The following is a 17,169-nucleotide window of genomic DNA, read 5'->3' as shown; positions in this document are numbered from 1 at the left end:
CCGCCGCCTTTTCGTCATGCCGGGGCGCGTGAATAATGCGGTCATTGCAACGGAGGAATTACCATGAAAGCATTGCGCTTCAACCAGCACGGCGATCCGGGCGTTCTGGCCGTGGAGGAATTGCCATCACCACGGGCATCGGCGAACGAAGCGGTCGTGCGGGTTTTCGCGGCATCGATCAATCCGAGTGACGTAAAGAACGTCGAGGGCCGCATGAGCCAGACCACGCTGCCGCGCACGCCGGGCCGCGATTATTCGGGCGTGGTGATCGAAGGCCCGGCCGAGTGGCTGGGCGCGCAGGTGTGGGGTTCGGGCGGCGATGTCGGCTTTACCCGCGATGGCACGCATGCCGAAGAACTGGTTGTGCCGGTCGCGAGCTTGCATCGCAAGCCGGCCAATCTGAGCTTCGAGGAGGCATCGGCGATAGGTGTGAACTTCATCACCGCGTGGTGCGCCGTCGTGGAGGCCGCGCAACTGCAGGCGGGCGAGCGCATTGCGATCATCGGGCTGGGCGGCGTGGGCGGCGCGGCGGCGCAGATCGCGAAACGGATCGGCGCGAACGTGGTGGGCGTAGGGCGCGGCGCGCATTCCGCGAGTGCGTACGTTGACGCAATGGTGGACTCGCAAGCGGCCGGTTTCGTCGACGAGATTCGCTCGCTGACGAATGGCGGCGCGGATGTCGTGTTCGATACCGTCGGCGGTTCCATGTTCGAAACCGCCGTGCACATGCTGAAAGTGCGCGGGCGGCTGGTGGAAATATCGGCGACGGACCGGCGCGACGTCACCTTCAACCTCGCCGATTTCTATCACAACGAAAGCCGTCTGATAGGTGTCGACACGCTCAAGCGCGACCTGGTGTCATCGGGCGCAATGCTTGAAGCGCTGCGCGCCGGCTTCGAGGACGGCAGCTACAAGGCGCCGGTTATTGCACAGACATTCGCGCTCAACGATGCGCAGGCGGCGTATCGGGCGGTGGCGGCGGGAACGAAAGGCCGCGTGGTGCTGACGCCGCAGTCGCGGGCGTGAGATGACAACGCGCTTGAGGCTGCGTCCGCAGTCGGTTCTGTTCGCCGTCTATCTTGGCGCGCTGGCTGCGTTGCCGCCCATTTCCATCGATATGGCGCTGCCCGCGCTCGTCGATATTGCAAACTCGCTGCATGCAAGCGCGAGCCAGGCGGGATTGACGCTCAGTCTCTTCATGGCGGGTTTTGCGTTCGGGCCGATTGTGTACGGTCCGCTCTCCGATGCCCACGGCCGCAAGCCCACGCTTCTCCTCGGGCTGGCGTTGTTCACGGCTGGCGGGGTTGTGTCGGCGCTCGCGCCCGGCATGGGCGTATTGCTGGGCGCACGACTGGTGCAGGGCGCCGGGGCAGGTGCGGGCATGACAGTCGCGCTGGCTGTCGTGCGCGATCTCTTCGAAGGCAACGCGATGCAACGCCGCCTCGCGGCCATCACCGTCGTCGCCAATGTTGCGCCGATCGTGGCGCCTTCCGTTGGCGTTGCGTTGCTCGCGGCGGTCCAATGGCGCGGTATCTACGGCGTCGTGGCGGTGTGCGGTTTGCTGGCGGCTGTCGCCACATGGAAAGGTCTTGAAGAATCAGCGCCGTCACGAAGCGAGGACTTTGTGGCGACCGGGCTGCGTCAACAATACTGGCGTGTGTTGACTCATCGGCCGGTCATTGGATCCATCCTGATCAACGGCTTCGGGTTCGGCTGGATGTTTGCGTACGTGGCCGGGTCGCCGCTGGTATTGCTGCATGTCCTGCACATAAAGCCAGCCGTCTATGCCGCCATGTTCGCGACGACCGGACTCGGTATTGTTGCCGGCGCAACGGTCAACGGACTGGTTGCGTCGCGCGGGGTGGGGTCGCGCTGCATCCTTGCCGTTGCAATCGGCGTCACGCTGGCTGCTACTGTCGGCCTTGGCGTATTGAATGCGCTGCATCTTGCGAGTTTGCTCACCATCATGCCGTTGCTCGTCGCCTGCACATTCTGCTTCGGGCTTGCCGCGCCGAGTGCGACTCGCGGCGCGCTCGATCCCGTGCCTGAGCTTGCCGGCGTGGCGGGCGGCCTGTTGACGTCGGTTCAGATGCTGTGCGGCGCGGCGTCGAGTTCGCTAGTCGCGATGCTGTTTGCCCGTGTCGGTCCCCAGGCGATGAGCAGCGTCATGTTCGCGTGCGCGCTGCTTGGCGCTCTAGTCTGGATCTGGCTGGGTGAATCGCCGCGTGTCGCTGTGGGCAGCGGTTCGGCTTCGAGCTTCTGAACCTTCCAAACAGTAGCGAACAAAGTCATGCAATGACGGAAACGGCCGCTCATATATTTACCCCGCTGCCAAAGTTTTCTTCCGATCCGTGTCAACACACTCGGCGATGAGGCGTTAAACAGGTAATCGCGACACGCAAGCCGCGACACTGTTAAACAACCACGAAGGGTCTTACTGTCATGAAAAAGCAACTCGTTGCTGCATCGCTCGCCGCCTTGTTTTCCGCTGCTGTGTTCGCACAAGCTTCGGCTCCTGCTGTAGCGCCCGCAGCTCCGGCTGCAACCACGGCAGACGCGGCTCAACCCGCCAGCGCGCACAAGGCCAAGAAGCACCACAAGAAGCATCACAAGAACAAGACGGCAGCTTCGGCAATCCCGTCGTCGGCAGCAAAGCCCTAAGCTTTAGGGTGCGGTAAAAGCCCGGTTCGACCGTGTAACCGTCCGGAGAAAATACCTTCATTCAAGGTATGGGACGGGTGACACGGGGCCTTGGAGTTGGCGGCCCGGACGCGCATGACCTGCGCGTCCGGGCCGTTTTTCGTTGTACGCTCGGGGTTATGAATCTGTAAGGCGGGGCCGGCTGTCACGACGCCGAACGATGGTCAGAGAATCGCTTTGCCGGCGCCTTTCCCATGCTGCTGCGTGGTGACGTGTATCATCCACACCACGCGGCTTTTTGCGCCGCCGTTCCTTCATCGCGCCGCGGGCTGCCAGCCTGTCGATTTATCGGCCATCCAGGCCGCGCACGCCGCTTCGCGCGCTTGAACCGAACGCGCAACCTTCAGCTCTTTTCCCGTACAGATGGCACTCTCCGAACTCAAACGGCGCCGCACGTTCGCGGTCATTTCCCACCCTGACGCGGGTAAAACCACGCTGACAGAAAAGCTCTTGCTGTTTTCGGGCGCGATCCAGATCGCCGGCACCGTGAAGGGCCGGAAAAGCAACCGCTACGCAACGTCCGACTGGATGGAAATCGAAAAGCAGCGGGGCATTTCCGTGGCCAGCTCCGTGATGCAGTTCGAATATGGCGACTGTGTCATCAATCTGCTCGATACCCCCGGGCACGAAGACTTTTCCGAAGATACGTATCGCGTCCTGACGGCTGTGGATGCCGCCGTGATGGTGATCGACGGTGCAAACGGCGTCGAAGCCCAGACGCTCAAGCTGTTGGAAGTCTGCCGCAGCCGCCGCACGCCGATTCTCACGTTCATCAACAAGATGGACCGCGAAGTGCGCCAGCCGCTGGAACTGCTCGATGAAATCGAACAGCACCTTGGCGTTGCTGCCGTGCCATTTACCTGGCCCATCGGCATGGGCAAGGAGTTCCAGGGCGTCTACGACATTGCGCACGACCAGGTGCGCGTATTTCGCGCGGGGCAGGACACGGCTGGCGGTGCGGTGGAAACCGTTCAGGCTCTCTCGGACGCAGACGGCGAACGCCGTTTCGGTTCGAGCTGGACGCGCGCGAAGGAAGAGATCGACCTGATCACGGGCGCGACGCCTGCATTTGATCGCACCGCCTTTCTCGCGGGCGAACAATCTCCGGTCTTGTTTGGATCGGCGATCAACAACTTTGGCGTGAAGGAAATTCTCGACGCGCTTGTCGACCTCGCGCCGCCGCCTGCCATGCGTATGTCGGTGCAACGTCCGGTGTTGCCTGAAGAGCCGCGTTTTACCGGCGTGGTGTTCAAGGTGCAGGCCAACATGGATCCGGCGCACCGCGACCGCGTGGCGTTTATCCGCGTGTGTTCAGGGCATTTCGAGCGCGGCATGGCGCTGAAGGTGACGCGCTCGGGCAAGACGTTTCGGGCGAGCAACGTGGTGACGTTTCTGTCGCAACGCCGTGAGACGGTGAGCGAAGCGTATCCCGGCGATATCATTGGTATTCCGAATCATGGCACGCTGAGTCTCGGCGATACCCTGACTGAAGGCGAGATGTTGCAGTTCGTTGGCTTGCCCTTCTTCGCGCCGGAAATTTTCCAGACGGTCGAAGTGGTCGACCCGATTCGTGCGAAGCAGTTGGGCGAAGCGCTGCGTCAACTCGGCGACGAAGGCGCGATCCAGGTGTTCCGTCCTGTGCTGGGCGGTTCCACCATTCTTGGCGCAGTGGGGCAGTTGCAGTTCGAAGTGGTGTCGCACCGGTTATCGGCGGAATACAAGGTCGATGTGCGCATCATGCCGGCGCGGTATCGGATGTCGCGATGGGTGACGTGCGACGACGCGGCGGAGTTGCGCCGTTTCACCGACGCCTATGCAGCGCGCATTGCGCTGGATGCGTCAAACGCGCCAACGTATCTTGCTTCGCATGTTTCCGAAATCGATGTTGCGCAGAAGGCGTGGCCGAAGATCGTTTTCAACGAATTGCGGGAGCATTCGGGCGCGCCGTTCCAGAAGTCGATTTAAGCTGCTTCATGGAATCGAAGCTGGCGCTGAAGGCTTAACAGGCCAGCTTCAATTCAGAAAGACCACGCTCAATCCGTGCTCTGCGCCATCTTCACCGGCAAGGGCACGTGCAGCCACTTCTCCACAATGCCGTTCAACTCGCCGCTTTTCTTGGCGTCGGTGAGAATCGCATCGACCTTCGCCTGGAGCTTCGGCTCGCCCTTGTTCAATCCGACGTGACACGCCGATTCGTGAATCACGTACTTGAGCGCGGGCTTGTTCGGCGCCGACGCCGGTAAGGTCGCGGCAATCTTGTTCGCGACAAAATCCCCCGTGCCGACCAGCGGAACCTGACCCGCGAGGTACGCGGAAATCATCCCGCTGTTGTCCTCGAAACGCTTGATGTTTGTAGAGGGCGGCACGCTCTTGGTCAGCATCAGATCCTCGAACGTGCCGCGCGCCACGCCAACCGTCTTGCCCGCCATGTCCGCCGGCCCATCGATCTTCATGTTCGCCGGCCCGTACACGCTGTTGTTATAGGGCGAATAAGACTGCGAGAAATCGATGACCTTGTCGCGCTCGGCATCGCGGCCGAGTGTCGAGACGATCAGGTCCACTTTCTTTGTCTGCAAATAGGGGATGCGATTGGCGCTTGTAACGGGCACCAGTTCAAGCTTCGCGCCGAGCTTTTTGGCCAGCAGCGCGGAAATGTCGATATCCAGTCCTTCCAGTTGCATGCTCGGACCGACCGATCCAAACGGCGCGAAATCCTGCGGGACTGCCACACGCAATACGCCGCGCTTCTCTATGTCATCCAGTGCGTCCGCATGCGCGGGCGCCACGCGCGCGAGCACGCTGAGCGCAACCACGCCAAGTGTCATCAACAACTTTGAGGTTTTCATGTTTGCCCTGAAACGTGGAAGGGTGCCCGGCGCGTGCAAATGTCCGGGACAACGCAAAGTCTATTAGCAACTCTTTTGTTTTCTAAGCGATTCAAAATTCCCGCGCACGAACCGGGCGGGAGCAAGGCAGGAACAAATCGATGTAATAAAAATGAAAGAAATTGGAGCGGTTACCACTGCAACCCTTTCCTTTCGATTTATTTTTCAATTTTTTCTCGGCGTCGCGCCGCAAGCCGATATTTTTCCCGACCGGGATTGCATTTTTTCCACCCTACACTGGGCGCTCGAAAATCACGATCCGGAAATCATGAACGCGATAAACGCCATGAAGTCCACACGATTCGACTTGCTGGACGGTCTGAGAGGCATTGCAGCCGTTGCGGTCATGCTGCATCACTATAGCCAGCACACGGGCTGGGACTGGTTCGGCGGTGCATGGGTCGCCGTGGACCTGTTTTTCGTGCTCTCGGGCTTCGTGATCGCGCACAGCTACAGCAAGAAAATCCTGAACGGCATGACGTTCCGCGAGTTCGCATTCGTGCGTCTCGCGCGGCTCGGGCCGCTTTATTTGTTTGGACTGGCTATAGGCGTGTGCGCGGTATTGCTGTCGATTGCCAAAACAGGAACGCCGCAGATATCCACTTCGCAACTGGTCACCGCCACGGCGCTCGGCGCGTTCTGGCTGCCGTACTTCAACGACATTGCCTGGCCGTTCGGTCAGGACGTGGTCTTCGGCGCAGCGTTTCCGTTAAATGATCCGTCCTGGTCGCTGTTCTTCGAGTTATTCGTCAACGTCGTATTTTTTGCGTATCTGGCAAAGGTTCGCAAATTGCCGAATGCAACGGTTTCCATCCTTGCCTTTGCCGCTTTTATTGCCTGTACGCTGGTATTTCATAAAATCAATCCGGGCTGGGGCGCGAAGAGTTTCATGGTCGGTTTTCCGCGTGTGATCGCAGAGTTTTTTGCGGGCGTCTTTATCTTTTCCATCGGACTTCAGCATAAACATCCGCACCGGATATTTACGGCTGTGGTCACCGGCGCGGCATTGTTGTGCTTTACGGTGGGCGATCCCAAGATTGCGTTCGTCAATTCGCTGACGCTGGTGCCTTTATCGGTGGCCTTGCTGTGCTCGGTGTCCATCGGCGGCATTGGCAAACAGATATGCAAGGTATTGGGCGAACTTTCATATCCGCTTTATGTGATCCATTTTCCGATTTACCGGCTGGTATTCGAATTGTTCGATATCCGGTTTTTCAATCCCGTCGCGCAGACGTTGACAGTGGCGTCCGTTTCAATCGTACTGGCGTTGTTGCTCGCCCGCGCCGATCAGGAACTTCGCCGCAAGCTGACGAGTTTTCGCAAACCGTCCGCGGCCGCCGTGTCCTAACTCGGAAACGCTTTTCACAGACCGCTGAAAACACACGCGCATCGGCCGGGATAAACTTGCGGTTTCGACCACGGTACCGCAAGCCATGACCGCCACCCGTTTCAGCAATACCGCGCGCTATTGGCGCACGCCGCTCCTGCCGGGCGCGGACATGCTGACGGCCGAGTATTACGACCACGAGTTCACGCCGCACTGGCACGACGCGTACACCATTCCCGTGATCGAAGAGGGCGCGGAATGCTACGACTATCGCGGCTCTAAATATGTGGCGGAAGCGGGCTCGGTGCCCATCATCAATCCAGGCGAGTTGCATACGGGCGCGCGGGCGATGGATGTCGGCTGGCGGTATCGCGTGTTTTATCTGCCGGTGGAATTCGTGCAATCCGTCGCAAATGAGGTGGCAGGCCGAGCGCAGCCCACGCCGTGGTTTCCCGCCGATATCATCCGCGACGCCGACGTCGCCCGGCGCGTGCAGCGGGCGCATCAGGCATTGGAAGGGCTGGAGGTCCTGGAGTCGGCCGGCGACCCGCTCGCGGCGGAGCACGCGCTTTTCGATGCAGTATCCACGCTGCTTGTGCGGCATGCGGGGCAACGCCCGCCGGTTGCGCATATGCGGCTCGATACAGCCCGCGTGGAATCGATGAAATCGCGGCTCGTCGATGACATGAGCGCACCGTTATCGCTGACGGAATTGGCGCAGACGGTCGGGCTTTCGACCTTCCACGCCGCGCGTCTCTTTACGCGCGAAACGGGGCTCGCGCCGCATGCGTGGCGCAACCAGATGCGCCTGAATCGCGCGCTAAAGGGATTACGCGCGGGAGCGTCGGTAACGGATGTGGCCGCGGCAAGCGGTTTCACCGATCAAAGCCATTTCACGCGGCACTTCAAGAAGACGTTCGGCGTGCCGCCAGGACGCTGGCGATAACCCTAAGTCTTTGCCGACCGCAAGAACGTACAAGCGAGCGCGCGGTTCCAGGTCCTATCCTCCTGGTTCATGGAGGAAACCTTGAAAACACCGTATCAGACCCGCAAGCTCGCCGAGTTCGGCGCGGGCGCGCGCGACACCATTCCAATGATGGTCGGGGCCGCCCCGTTCGGCGTCATCTACGGCACGCTCGCGGCCACGGGGCCGTTGCACGCGTGGACCGTGCAGCTCATGTCGCTGGCCGTGTTTGCGGGGTCGGCGCAATTCATCGCGCTGGGTTTGATCGCCGGGCACGCCAGTTTCGCCGTGATCTGGGCGACGACGTTCATTGTCAATGTGCGCCACGTGCTGTATTCCGCCACGCTCGCGCCGTATGTGGCCCACCTGCCCGCACGCTGGCGCTGGACACTTGGCGCGTTCCTGACGGACGAGGTGTTCGCCGTCTCGTATGCGCATTATCAGAAGCAGCCGGTGGGACAAACGGGGCCTTACTATTTCCTCGGCTCGGGTGTGTCCATGTACGTGAACTGGCAGATCTGGACAGTCATCGGCCTGCTGTTTGGGTCGGCGTTTCCCGGACTGCAGTCCAAGGGCCTGGACTTCGCGATGGTCGCTACGTTTATCGCGATCGTCGTGCCACAGTTGGTAGCGCTGCGATTCGTGGCGGCGGCGGTCACGGCCGGCATGCTGGCGTTTGCTTGGAACGGCTGGCCCTATAAGCTCGGATTGCTTGCGGCGGTGGTCGTGGGCGTGGCGGTGGGCATGGTGTTGTCGATGCGCGATGAAAGAAGCAATCCCGCCAAGCTGGAGCGTGCCAAATGAACGATTTCCTGTTGATCATGGGCATGGCGCTCATCACGTATGCCATTCGCTCCGCTGTATTCGTGCTCGGCGAGCGGCTGAGTTTTCCGCCTATCGTGCGGACCGCGCTGAGTTTCGTGCCGGTGACCGTGCTGACGGCGATCATTGTGCCGATGACCCTCGCGCCTCATGGCGGCGGCGCGGAATTGACGTGGCGCAATTCGCAGCTGGTCGCGGCCGGCGTGGCTATCGGCGTATGTGCGTTGACGCGCAAGCCGTTGTTGACCATCGCGGTATCGCTTGCGGTGTTTTTCTTCTGGCAACTCGTGGTCGTGGCTTGAGCGCAATCAGGACGTGCTCCGGCAGGCGGGAATGCACGTTGCTCGCCTGATGTGGCCTCAATCACGTAAAAGGAGGGCGTCATGGCCCAGCATCCCGCTCACGCGCAGAATCATCGGCATCCTGACGAACCGCGTCCCGACGATGTCGAGCGCGCGCTGAAGGGCGTTGAATTTCCAGCGAACAAGGAGCATGTGCTGCGCGTCGCGAAGCAAAACGGCGCCGATGGTGAAGTAATCGCGATTCTCGAAAAAATAAACGACCATCACTTCGACAGCACCGCCGCCATACTCAGGGAAGTGACCCGGACCGAGTAATTTCGTCAATTGCCGCCGATGCTCGCGGGCACATTGACGCCAGCGTATGTATCGACCAGAAGTTGCACGAAGGCGCTGATCTTGGGACTGAGCTGACGCCGCGTGGCATAGAGCGCCCACACTTCCACGCTTCGATCCCGCAAGGTTCCCAGATTCACGAGTTGCCCGCTTTGCAGCGCGTCGCGGGCCAGATAGTCGGTCAGCACGGCGGCGCCCGCGCGCGCGAGCGCGGCTGCGCGAACCATGGATATCGATGAAAAACGGGCAACCGTTCGTGTATGCAGCGTGCGTGCGCCTTCTGCGCCGTCGATATGCCAGACGCCTTGATCGGGCGCTGAAAGAAGCGCTACTGCCGGGATGGGGCCGTCGTTTTTAAGCGCCTCGGCCACCGCTGGCGACGCCACCACAATCTGGGGACCGCGCAGGAAACAGCGGCCGGCGAGCGCGGTATTGGGCGCGGGATTGGCCCGGATCACCACGTCGTAATCTTCCGCGATCAGATCCACGAACCGGTCCTCCGCAATGACTTCAATGCGTACATCCGGATAGTGCGCGATAAACGCCGCGGAGAGCCGCCCCAAGGTTTCGTAGGCAAGAAAGGTCGGCGCGCTGATCCGCAAGCGGCCGCTCGGCCGGCGTGATGTCATCCCGACCGCGTCCGCCGCCTCTTCGATTTCCGCCAGCAATCGTCCCGTACTCGCGTGCAGCGCGTGTCCTTCCTCGGTCAGCATCAGCGTTCCCGAACCGCGCTGGAGCAGGCGCACGCCCATTGCTTCCTCGAGTTGCGCCACGCGCCGCGAAAGACTGGCCTTGGGGCGCCCGGTGGCACGGCTTGCGCGCCCGAATCCGCCGTGCGTGACGACCGCGTTGAAATCCGACAATGCATGCAGGTCCATGACCGTTCCATCGATGAGACGAGTTGTCTCAATATTAGGGCTTTCGTCCCGTCAAAGGAACGGCCAGAATGAATTCACACTCACTTCCTTTTTGAGGGCTTCGATCATGACTATCCTGGTTACTGGCGCCACGGGCGCTATTGGTTCGCAGATTGTTCATCGGCTGGTTGACGAGGGGGCCAGCGTGCGGGCGGTCGTTCGTTCGCCCGAGAAAGCCAGCCTGCCTGCCGGCGTGGACGTGCGAAAAGGCGATATGACCGACATTGCATCCATGCGCGCGGCGCTCGATGGCGTCAGCACGCTCTTCCTGCTGAACGCGGTCGTGGCCGACGAAGTCACACAGGCAATCCTCACACTGAGCCTCGCGCGCGATGCCGGCATTGAACGCATCGTGTATTTTTCGGTGTTCAACGCCGACCGTTTCACCGACGTTCCCCATTTCACGGGCAAATACACCGTTGAACGGATGATCGAGGAATTCGATCTGCCGGCTACCATCCTGCGCCCGTGTTATTTCATGCAGAACGATGTCTCGTTGAAAGAGGTGATCGCCAAGAATTCGGTGTATCCGATGCCGGTGGGAAGCGTCGGCGTATCGATGGTCGATACCGGCGATATTGCTCAGATCGCGGCTGCGTTCTTGTTGAAGCGGGAACGCTCGGCCACGCCGCTGCCGCGCGAGGTCGTTGAACTGGTTGGTCCGCAAGCAATGACCGGAAGCGCCTTGGCCGCGATCTGGGCTGAAGCATTGGGAAAACCCGTGAACTATGGCGGCGATGATCTTGATGCTTTCGAGGCGCAAATGGCGAGCCGCGCGCCAAGCTGGGTGGCGCGTGACATGCGCCTGATGGTCGGCCGTTTCCAGCAGGACGGCATGGCCGCGAACGATGACGCGCTTGCGCGGATGAGCGAGTTGCTTGGCCGTGCGCCGCGTTCCTATCGTGATTTCGCCTTCGATACCGCGAAGGCGTGGGCGGCAGAATAAGCATCTTGCCGATGCCCGGCCTTTAACGCATCAGGCCGGGGACCGCATCAAACCAGCCGATATCGGCACACTCTACGGCACTTTTATAAAGTCGCGGCATCTTGCGCCAGAACCGTGCGAACGCACGCGTATGATCTCTCCCTGAAGCTAAAACATCAGCCACAGAGGAGATATCAGGCGCATGAAGTTCGACACCATTGTGCTGGGCGCGGGCATTGTTGGCGTGTCAATCGCCGTGCATCTGCAAAAGCGCGGCCGCTCGGTCGCGCTCGTGGACCGTAAGCGTCCCGGGCTTGAAACATCGTTTGGAAACGCCGGATTGTTGCAGCGCGAAGGGGTCTATCCGTACGCGCTGCCTCGCGATATCGGCACGTTGATGCACTATGCAAGGAACGATTCCATCGACGTCCATTACCATCGCGACGCGCTGCCCGCGCTCGCGCCATTCCTGTGGGCATACTGGCGCAACTCCGAACCCTCGCGGCATGCGGCCATCGCGCGCGAATATGCAACGCTGATCGAGCATTGCGTGACCGAGCATGAAGTCCTCGCGCAGGAGGCCGGCGTGCAATCCCTGCTCAAGCCAACCGGCTGGATCAAGGTCTTCCACACCCAGGCCGCTCAATACGACGAAGCGCGCGACGCGGAGCGCTGGCATCGTGAATTCGGCGTGCAGTACAAGCTGCTCGATCCGGCAACGTTGCAAGCAACCGAGCCGCATCTCGACCGGTCGCTCGTTGGCGGACTGCATTACACGGATGCCGTGTCGGTCAATGATCCGGGCGCGCTGGTTGCGGGTTATGCCGCGTATTTCGAACGGCTGGGCGGACGCTTCTTCATGGGCGACGCAACCACGCTCGCAGCCGAGGGCGATGGCTGGCGCGTGACAACGGACGAGGGGCCGGTGAGCGCATCGAATGCGGTGATTGCGCTGGGGCCGTGGGCAAAAGATGTGACGTCGGCGCTTGGGTATCGGCTGCCGCTTGCGGTCAAGCGCGGTTATCACATGCACTACGCGCCGCGAGCGGGTACGGTCCTGAATCATCCCGTGCTCGATGTGGACAACGGTTTCCTGCTCGCGCCCATGGCACGCGGCATTCGCCTGACAACCGGCGTGGAACTCGCCGATCGCGACGCGCCGAAGACGCCGGTGCAACTGATGCGCGCCGAGCCGGTGGCGCGGACCTTGTTCCCGCTCGGCGATCGCGTCGATGACGAACCGTGGATGGGCCGGCGTCCGTGCACGCCCGACATGATGCCGATCATTGGGCCCGCGCCGCGCCACAAGAACATGTGGTTCGCGTTCGGTCACGCGCATCACGGGCTCACGCTCGGCGCGGTGACGGGCAGGCTGATTGCCGCGATGATGACGGGCGAAGAACCGCTCGTCGATACCACACCGTTCAGGGCGGACCGCTTCGCCGCGTAAAGCCGGGTCCCGAGCGTGACCCTGAAAGTTTCCGTATCGAGCCGTAGAATCGTCCTGGTTTATAGCTTCAGCTAGCCGATCCCTCTTTCTTTAATGGCCGACAATGAACGCAACCGCTACGAACCAACCTGAGATCTGGCTGATCCGTCATGGTGAAACAGAATGGAGCAAATCGGGCCAGCATACCGGCCGCACCGATATCCCGCTGACCGATCACGGCCGCGAACAGGCGCATGCGCTTCGGCCGGTGCTCGCCGCGCAAACTTTCGACCTCGTGTTGCACAGCCCCATGAGCCGCGCGCGTGACACGTGCGAGGAAGCCGGATTGATCGCGCATGCTGAAGAAGAGCCGCGCTTGAGCGAATGGAATTACGGCATCTATGAAGGCCGCAAGACGAAGGACATTCGTGCTGAAGAGCCGGACTGGTCGGTCTGGACTTCGCCGATACCGGAGGGCGAAAGCCTTCAGGATATCCAGGCGCGGGCCGAGTCGTTGATCGGGCGTTTGCTTGGCGTCAGCGGACCCCATGCGCGCATTGCGCTGTTCTCGCACGCGCATTTCCTGCGCGTGCTGGGCGCCTGCTGGATGGCGGATTCCGCGGCGTTAGGCGCGCATTTGCTCCTCGATACCGCGTCTGTCAGCGTGCTCGGTTTCGATCGTGAATCGCGTGCGCTCAAGCAGTGGAACGTCACGCACCCGCCTGCTTAAAATAGATCTTCGTGACGGCAATTTACGAGAATCTCGGCCACGCTCGCTGTGTTCGGCATGGCAATCGTATTCGCGATGAGCACTGCCAGGTCCTCAGGCTGCGTCATCGCCTGAGGTTCAAGATCCGCTATGCCAGCGGCCATCTCCGTGTTCACGAAACCAGGGCAGATGGCGGTCGCGCGAATGCCGTCGTCCCAACCGGCGCGCCGCACCGCGTGGTTCAACGCGATCACCGCGTGCTTTGACATCTGGTAGCCCGCGTTCAGATTCTTCACGCGCTTTCCCGACAGCGACGCGATCTGCACAACGCGGGCGTCTCCCGGTTTTCTCAGATACGGCAATGCCGCCTGGATCAGACGGAACGGCGCCTTGACATTGATATCGAGCGTCTCTTCGAGCATGTCGTCGGTGCCGTCTTCCAGCGTGATATGCGTGCAGATTCCCGCGTTGCTGATCAATACGTCGAGTTGGCCGAAATGTTCGACAGTGGCGTTGACCCAGCGGCGCGCGCTCAGCGGATCGCGGGCTTCGTAGGCGAAGGTGAAGGCATCGAATGGAAATTGCGCTGACGAAGGATCGCGCATTCCCAGCGATAACCGATACCCGCGCGTGTGCAGTTCTTTCGCAACCGCGAGCCCAATACCGCGATTCGCGCCGGAGATCATGGCTACCTTGTTCATGGCGTTCCTCAAAAACCTGCGTCGATCACGATCTTCGTTCCGTCGCTAAAGCGGTTCAGCCGGAACATGTGCGGGTCGACGAGCGGTGTGTCGTTGGCGACCAGATCGGCCATTAGTTTTCCCGCAGCCGGCCCAATGCCAAATCCGTGCCCTGAAAATCCCGTTCCAATAAAAAGTCCCGGCACGCTTTGCACGCCCGAAATAACGGGAATCGCGTCCGGCGTAACGTCCATCAAACCCGCCCAGCGTTGCGCAATACGCGCGCCGCTCATGTGCGGAAAGACCTTCACGAACTCGCGCAGGCCGGCGTCGGTATATTGCGAAATGGGCTCGGGATCGAGCGTTCGCACGTCCTCGAAGGCGGTGCGTTGATCCAGCGCCCATTTGCGCGGCCGGCGCAGTTCTTCGAAAAAACGCTCGCCCACGCCAATGCGCAGCGCGCCCAACTGGCTCTTGAGCGCAGGAATGTATTTCGAAAAAAGGCGAAAGCTGTCCGGCGTGATATCCGTGTACGTACGAAAGCCGAACGCGATCGTGTAACCGCCGTCCGCGCGCTTGCGAAACGCAAACTCCTTGTTGCTCGCGCTTACCACCGGACCGCCTTCAATGGGCGCAGTGCGCAGCACCGAAGCCTTGACCATCAGTTGCGGCACATCGATACCCAGGTTCCCGCAGAACAAGCGCGACCACGCGCCGCCCGCGACGACCACGCTCCTGCATCGGATCGTGCCGAGTTCGGTGACGACCGCGCTGACGCGGCCCGCGCTGGTTTCAATGCCGCGCACCGCGCACGGCGTCAGGATTTTCACGCCCCGCTTGCGCAACGCATTTGCAATTGCAGGTGCAGCTTTTTGCGGTTCGGCGCGGCCGTCGCCCGCCGTGTATAAACCGCCCTTGAATGTGCGCGATGCACCGGGCAACAGATCGGCTACGCCTTTGGCATCGATTTCGCGTGTATCGAATGCGTCCTTGCCGGCGAGAGCCCGCGCTCTTTCCAGCCATACGCGATGACCTTCCATTTTTGCATCGTCATTGGCCATGTACAGGATGCCGCACTGCTTGAACCCGGTATCGATACCAAGCGTTTCGTCGAGCTTGCGCCACAGCTTCAGGCTCTCGATGCTCAACTCGAACTCCCGCATGTCGCGATGCGTGACGCGTACCCAGCCCCAGTTGCGGCTCGACTGTTCGCCCGCTATATGTCCCTTCTCGCATACCGCCACGCGAAGGCCTTTTTCGCTGAGATAAAGCGCCGTGCTCACGCCGATGATTCCGCCGCCGACCACGACGACATCCACTTCTTCGGGCAGGGTGGTGTCGTCGGCGACGGTCTCGACTTGTGGTCCCATAAAGTATGTCTTCCCCGCTCGTATTGAACTGCGTTAGTTATGTTGTCCGGTCATGCTGGTCCGTGCGGCGGCGGCCTGACGCTTGAGCTGCTTCCTCGTGGTCGCGCTCGCGCCGCCGAAGCGCGGATTGGAATGGCGGTTGGTCCAGCGGTCGATATGATTGATCGCGTGCGTGAGCGGCACGGTAATCAGTAGATAGACAAGCCCTGCCGCGACCAGCGGCGACAGGTTCGCGGTATTCACCGACGTGTTCTGCCCAATGGTGAAGAGGTCGCGCTGCGACGTCAGCAAGCCGAGGAAATAAACAAGGCTCGAGTCCTTCACAATCGAGATGAACTGATTGGCGAGCGCGGGCAAAATGCGCCGTATGCCTTGCGGCACGATCACATGACGCATGGCTGTCCAGTAGTTCATGCCAAGCGCCTGGCATGCGGAAAGCTGCCCTTTGCCGACGCTCTGAATGCCCGAGCGAAAAATCTCGGCTATATACGCCGATGAAATCAATCCCAGCGCCACGATTGCAAGCGGATACGGGTTCGGCCCGAAGATCGCGAGGCCGACGGGCGCAAGTCCTTGTCCGACCAGCAAGATCACGAGCGCCGCCGGCAAGCCGCGAAACACATCCACGAATACGCGCGCCGGGACTTCGAGCCATCGCATGTGGGAGACGGCCATCAGCGCCAGCACCATGCCAGCGATAATCCCAAGCAAGGTTGAAAAGAGCGAGAGCACCAGCGTATTCACAAGCCCGGTTTCAAGCAGCGCAGGCAGCGATCCCGTAAGCAACTGCCAGTCGAGGAAGTTCTGCAGGAATGCATTCATGGCGCTCTCCGGAAAAGGCGGGCTTTAAGAAATCAGCTACCGGTTTTCATCACATACGGCGGCAGGCTTTCAGGTTTCGGATAACCGGGGTGGAACTGCGTATATAGCTTGAGCCACGTGCCGTCCGCCACCAGATCGTTAAGCGTCTTGTTGACCGCTGCCTCGAGTTTCGCGTTGCCCTTGCGCATCGGGAAACCGGCTGGCAGGTTGATCGCGGAGATGTCCAGCCGGTCCTCGATCTTCAATTGCGGATACTTTTCCTGCAGGCCGTCGACTAGCGATTTATCGATGAAATAACCGTCGATGTATTTCGAGCGCATGGAAAGAAAGCCCGCATTCACGTTTGGAAAACGCACGATCTGCGCGCCCGGCAAGTAGCTGTCCGAATACGTGTCTTCAATCGTACCCTGCACCACGCCAATGCGCTTTCCCTTGACCGATGCCTTGTCGCTCGTGATAGTGCTGCCCGGCAAGGCCGCGACGCTCAGCAAGCCAGTGAGATAACCCTCGGAGAAATCGACCATCTTCAGGCGGTCCGTCGTGATCGATATGGACCCGGCCGCAAGATCGATTTGCTGGTTCGACACGCTGGGCAAAAGGCCGCTGAAATCCTGTGCGCGAAAGTCGACGCTCAAGCCCAGCTTCGCGCCGATGGCGCGCAGCAGTTCAACGTCGAAGCCGGTCATCTTGCCGTTATCGATGTAGGAATAGGGCTTGTTGTTCGCGTCCACGCCGGCCAGCAGCTTGCCCGCGGAAAGCGTGCCGAGATCGTCGGCGCGAGCGCTCGTTGCTGTCATCAACGAAAGAGGCACGACGATCGAAAGAAGGCCTAGCAAGTGTCGAAACCGCATGTTGGTCGCTCCAGGAAGAACCACGATGATTTAAGGATAAAGCCTCAAAAAAGCAGGGCGCTTTCACACTCCAAGTGCAACAGCGGGGTCAATGACAATGCCGTGCTTGGCGCAGTTTTCAATAAAGACCTCA

18 protein-coding genes are annotated in these 17,169 nt (G+C 60.7%); 12 read left to right on the top strand and 6 right to left on the bottom strand.

Going from position 1 to position 17,169, the window contains the following annotated elements; genetic code table 11:
- Positions 1–63 precede the first annotated feature (63 nt).
- The 4 genes from AWB64_RS21360 to AWB64_RS21345 all read left to right on the top strand — a co-directional run bounded on the left by AWB64_RS21360 (position 64) and on the right by AWB64_RS21345 (position 4,665).
- Positions 64–1,026 carry a quinone oxidoreductase family protein gene (locus AWB64_RS21360; RefSeq protein WP_060857437.1) on the top strand — a complete coding sequence of 321 codons (963 nt, stop codon included), beginning with the start codon at positions 64–66 and terminating at the stop codon, positions 1,024–1,026.
- Position 1,027: 1 nt separating this feature from the next.
- On the top strand, positions 1,028–2,263 hold the full coding sequence (locus tag AWB64_RS21355; protein WP_060857436.1) for a multidrug effflux MFS transporter: 1,236 nt from the start codon (positions 1,028–1,030) through the stop codon (positions 2,261–2,263).
- 179 nt (positions 2,264–2,442) lie between these two features.
- Entirely contained in the window at positions 2,443–2,661 is a 219-nt protein-coding gene (locus tag AWB64_RS21350) for a hypothetical protein (RefSeq protein ID WP_060857435.1), read from the top strand.
- Between the two features lie 402 nt (positions 2,662–3,063).
- Positions 3,064–4,665, top strand: coding sequence for a peptide chain release factor 3 (locus tag AWB64_RS21345; protein ID WP_060857434.1), 1,602 nt, complete (start codon positions 3,064–3,066; stop codon positions 4,663–4,665).
- Between the two features lie 68 nt (positions 4,666–4,733).
- Here the strand turns inward: AWB64_RS21345 and AWB64_RS21340 are convergent, their stop codons facing one another.
- Positions 4,734–5,546 carry a transporter substrate-binding domain-containing protein gene (locus AWB64_RS21340; protein ID WP_060857433.1) on the bottom strand — a complete coding sequence of 271 codons (813 nt, stop codon included), beginning with the start codon at positions 5,544–5,546 and terminating at the stop codon, positions 4,734–4,736.
- 307 nt (positions 5,547–5,853) lie between these two features.
- Here AWB64_RS21340 and AWB64_RS21335 point away from each other — a divergent pair, with 307 nt between their 5' ends.
- The 5 genes from AWB64_RS21335 (at position 5,854) to AWB64_RS21315 (ending at position 9,315) form a co-directional block, all read left to right on the top strand.
- Positions 5,854–6,933, top strand: coding sequence for an acyltransferase family protein (locus AWB64_RS21335; RefSeq protein WP_157766668.1), 1,080 nt, complete (start codon positions 5,854–5,856; stop codon positions 6,931–6,933).
- Positions 6,934–7,018: 85 nt separating this feature from the next.
- Positions 7,019–7,858, top strand: coding sequence for an AraC family transcriptional regulator (locus tag AWB64_RS21330; RefSeq protein WP_060857431.1), 840 nt, complete (start codon positions 7,019–7,021; stop codon positions 7,856–7,858).
- A gap of 147 nt (positions 7,859–8,005) precedes the next feature.
- Entirely contained in the window at positions 8,006–8,680 is a 675-nt protein-coding gene (locus AWB64_RS21325; RefSeq protein ID WP_374728643.1) for an AzlC family ABC transporter permease, read from the top strand.
- Positions 8,677–9,000: a branched-chain amino acid transport AzlD family protein gene (locus AWB64_RS21320; protein WP_060857429.1), complete on the top strand. Its 324-nt coding sequence runs from the start codon at positions 8,677–8,679 to the stop codon at positions 8,998–9,000. Before AWB64_RS21325 ends, AWB64_RS21320 begins: the two co-directional genes overlap by 4 nt.
- 81 nt (positions 9,001–9,081) lie before the next feature.
- The gene (locus AWB64_RS21315; protein WP_060857428.1) at positions 9,082–9,315 is read left to right on the top strand and encodes a DUF2795 domain-containing protein; all 234 of its coding nucleotides are present in this window, start codon (positions 9,082–9,084) and stop codon (positions 9,313–9,315) included.
- Positions 9,316–9,320: 5 nt separating this feature from the next.
- Here the strand turns inward: AWB64_RS21315 and AWB64_RS21310 are convergent, their stop codons facing one another.
- Positions 9,321–10,211 (bottom strand): LysR family transcriptional regulator, encoded by an 891-nt coding sequence (locus AWB64_RS21310; RefSeq protein WP_060857427.1) that lies wholly within the window; start codon positions 10,209–10,211, stop codon positions 9,321–9,323.
- 106 nt (positions 10,212–10,317) lie between these two features.
- Here AWB64_RS21310 and AWB64_RS21305 point away from each other — a divergent pair, with 106 nt between their 5' ends.
- The 3 genes from AWB64_RS21305 to AWB64_RS21295 all read left to right on the top strand — a co-directional run bounded on the left by AWB64_RS21305 (position 10,318) and on the right by AWB64_RS21295 (position 13,334).
- The gene (locus AWB64_RS21305; protein ID WP_060857426.1) at positions 10,318–11,196 is read left to right on the top strand and encodes an SDR family oxidoreductase; all 879 of its coding nucleotides are present in this window, start codon (positions 10,318–10,320) and stop codon (positions 11,194–11,196) included.
- 181 nt (positions 11,197–11,377) lie between these two features.
- A complete protein-coding gene (locus AWB64_RS21300) occupies positions 11,378–12,625 on the top strand; it encodes an NAD(P)/FAD-dependent oxidoreductase (protein ID WP_060857425.1) in 1,248 nt (415 codons plus the stop codon).
- Between the two features lie 103 nt (positions 12,626–12,728).
- Positions 12,729–13,334, top strand: a complete 606-nt coding sequence (locus AWB64_RS21295; protein ID WP_060857424.1) for a histidine phosphatase family protein — start codon at positions 12,729–12,731, stop codon at positions 13,332–13,334.
- Here AWB64_RS21295 and AWB64_RS21290 read toward each other — a convergent pair.
- The 4 genes from AWB64_RS21290 to AWB64_RS21275 are packed head-to-tail and all read right to left on the bottom strand — an operon-like array spanning position 13,331 to position 16,982.
- Complete coding sequence (locus AWB64_RS21290) at positions 13,331–14,014, bottom strand: SDR family NAD(P)-dependent oxidoreductase (protein WP_060857423.1); 684 nt, start codon at positions 14,012–14,014, stop codon at positions 13,331–13,333. The two genes, AWB64_RS21295 and AWB64_RS21290, sit on opposite strands and share 4 nt — an antisense overlap.
- An 8-nt stretch (positions 14,015–14,022) precedes the next feature.
- Positions 14,023–15,363 carry an NAD(P)/FAD-dependent oxidoreductase gene (locus AWB64_RS21285; RefSeq protein ID WP_060857422.1) on the bottom strand — a complete coding sequence of 447 codons (1,341 nt, stop codon included), beginning with the start codon at positions 15,361–15,363 and terminating at the stop codon, positions 14,023–14,025.
- Positions 15,364–15,396: 33 nt separating this feature from the next.
- On the bottom strand, positions 15,397–16,185 hold the full coding sequence (locus AWB64_RS21280) for an amino acid ABC transporter permease (protein ID WP_060857421.1): 789 nt from the start codon (positions 16,183–16,185) through the stop codon (positions 15,397–15,399).
- 32 nt (positions 16,186–16,217) lie between these two features.
- Positions 16,218–16,982, bottom strand: a complete 765-nt coding sequence (locus tag AWB64_RS21275) for a substrate-binding periplasmic protein (RefSeq protein WP_341845239.1) — start codon at positions 16,980–16,982, stop codon at positions 16,218–16,220.
- Between the last annotated feature and the right edge of the window lie 187 nt (positions 16,983–17,169).

It is taken from the genome of Caballeronia sordidicola (assembly GCF_001544455.2).
Lineage (GTDB): Bacteria > Pseudomonadota > Gammaproteobacteria > Burkholderiales > Burkholderiaceae > Caballeronia > Caballeronia sordidicola.
This window is presented reverse-complemented; position numbering and strand designations above follow the sequence as displayed.

Coding starts and splice junctions, on each gene's coding strand:
- AWB64_RS21360 (WP_060857437.1), top strand. CDS start 64: ATGAAAGCATTGCGCTTCAACCAGCACGGCGATCCGGGCGTTCTGGCC.
- AWB64_RS21355 (WP_060857436.1), top strand. CDS start 1,028: ATGACAACGCGCTTGAGGCTGCGTCCGCAGTCGGTTCTGTTCGCCGTC.
- AWB64_RS21350 (WP_060857435.1), top strand. CDS start 2,443: ATGAAAAAGCAACTCGTTGCTGCATCGCTCGCCGCCTTGTTTTCCGCT.
- AWB64_RS21345 (WP_060857434.1), top strand. CDS start 3,064: ATGGCACTCTCCGAACTCAAACGGCGCCGCACGTTCGCGGTCATTTCC.
- AWB64_RS21340 (WP_060857433.1), bottom strand. CDS start 5,546: ATGAAAACCTCAAAGTTGTTGATGACACTTGGCGTGGTTGCGCTCAGC.
- AWB64_RS21335 (WP_157766668.1), top strand. CDS start 5,854: ATGAACGCGATAAACGCCATGAAGTCCACACGATTCGACTTGCTGGAC.
- AWB64_RS21330 (WP_060857431.1), top strand. CDS start 7,019: ATGACCGCCACCCGTTTCAGCAATACCGCGCGCTATTGGCGCACGCCG.
- AWB64_RS21325 (WP_374728643.1), top strand. CDS start 8,006: ATGATGGTCGGGGCCGCCCCGTTCGGCGTCATCTACGGCACGCTCGCG.
- AWB64_RS21320 (WP_060857429.1), top strand. CDS start 8,677: ATGAACGATTTCCTGTTGATCATGGGCATGGCGCTCATCACGTATGCC.
- AWB64_RS21315 (WP_060857428.1), top strand. CDS start 9,082: ATGGCCCAGCATCCCGCTCACGCGCAGAATCATCGGCATCCTGACGAA.
- AWB64_RS21310 (WP_060857427.1), bottom strand. CDS start 10,211: ATGGACCTGCATGCATTGTCGGATTTCAACGCGGTCGTCACGCACGGC.
- AWB64_RS21305 (WP_060857426.1), top strand. CDS start 10,318: ATGACTATCCTGGTTACTGGCGCCACGGGCGCTATTGGTTCGCAGATT.
- AWB64_RS21300 (WP_060857425.1), top strand. CDS start 11,378: ATGAAGTTCGACACCATTGTGCTGGGCGCGGGCATTGTTGGCGTGTCA.
- AWB64_RS21295 (WP_060857424.1), top strand. CDS start 12,729: ATGAACGCAACCGCTACGAACCAACCTGAGATCTGGCTGATCCGTCAT.
- AWB64_RS21290 (WP_060857423.1), bottom strand. CDS start 14,014: ATGAACAAGGTAGCCATGATCTCCGGCGCGAATCGCGGTATTGGGCTC.
- AWB64_RS21285 (WP_060857422.1), bottom strand. CDS start 15,363: ATGGGACCACAAGTCGAGACCGTCGCCGACGACACCACCCTGCCCGAA.
- AWB64_RS21280 (WP_060857421.1), bottom strand. CDS start 16,185: ATGAATGCATTCCTGCAGAACTTCCTCGACTGGCAGTTGCTTACGGGA.
- AWB64_RS21275 (WP_341845239.1), bottom strand. CDS start 16,982: ATGACAGCAACGAGCGCTCGCGCCGACGATCTCGGCACGCTTTCCGCG.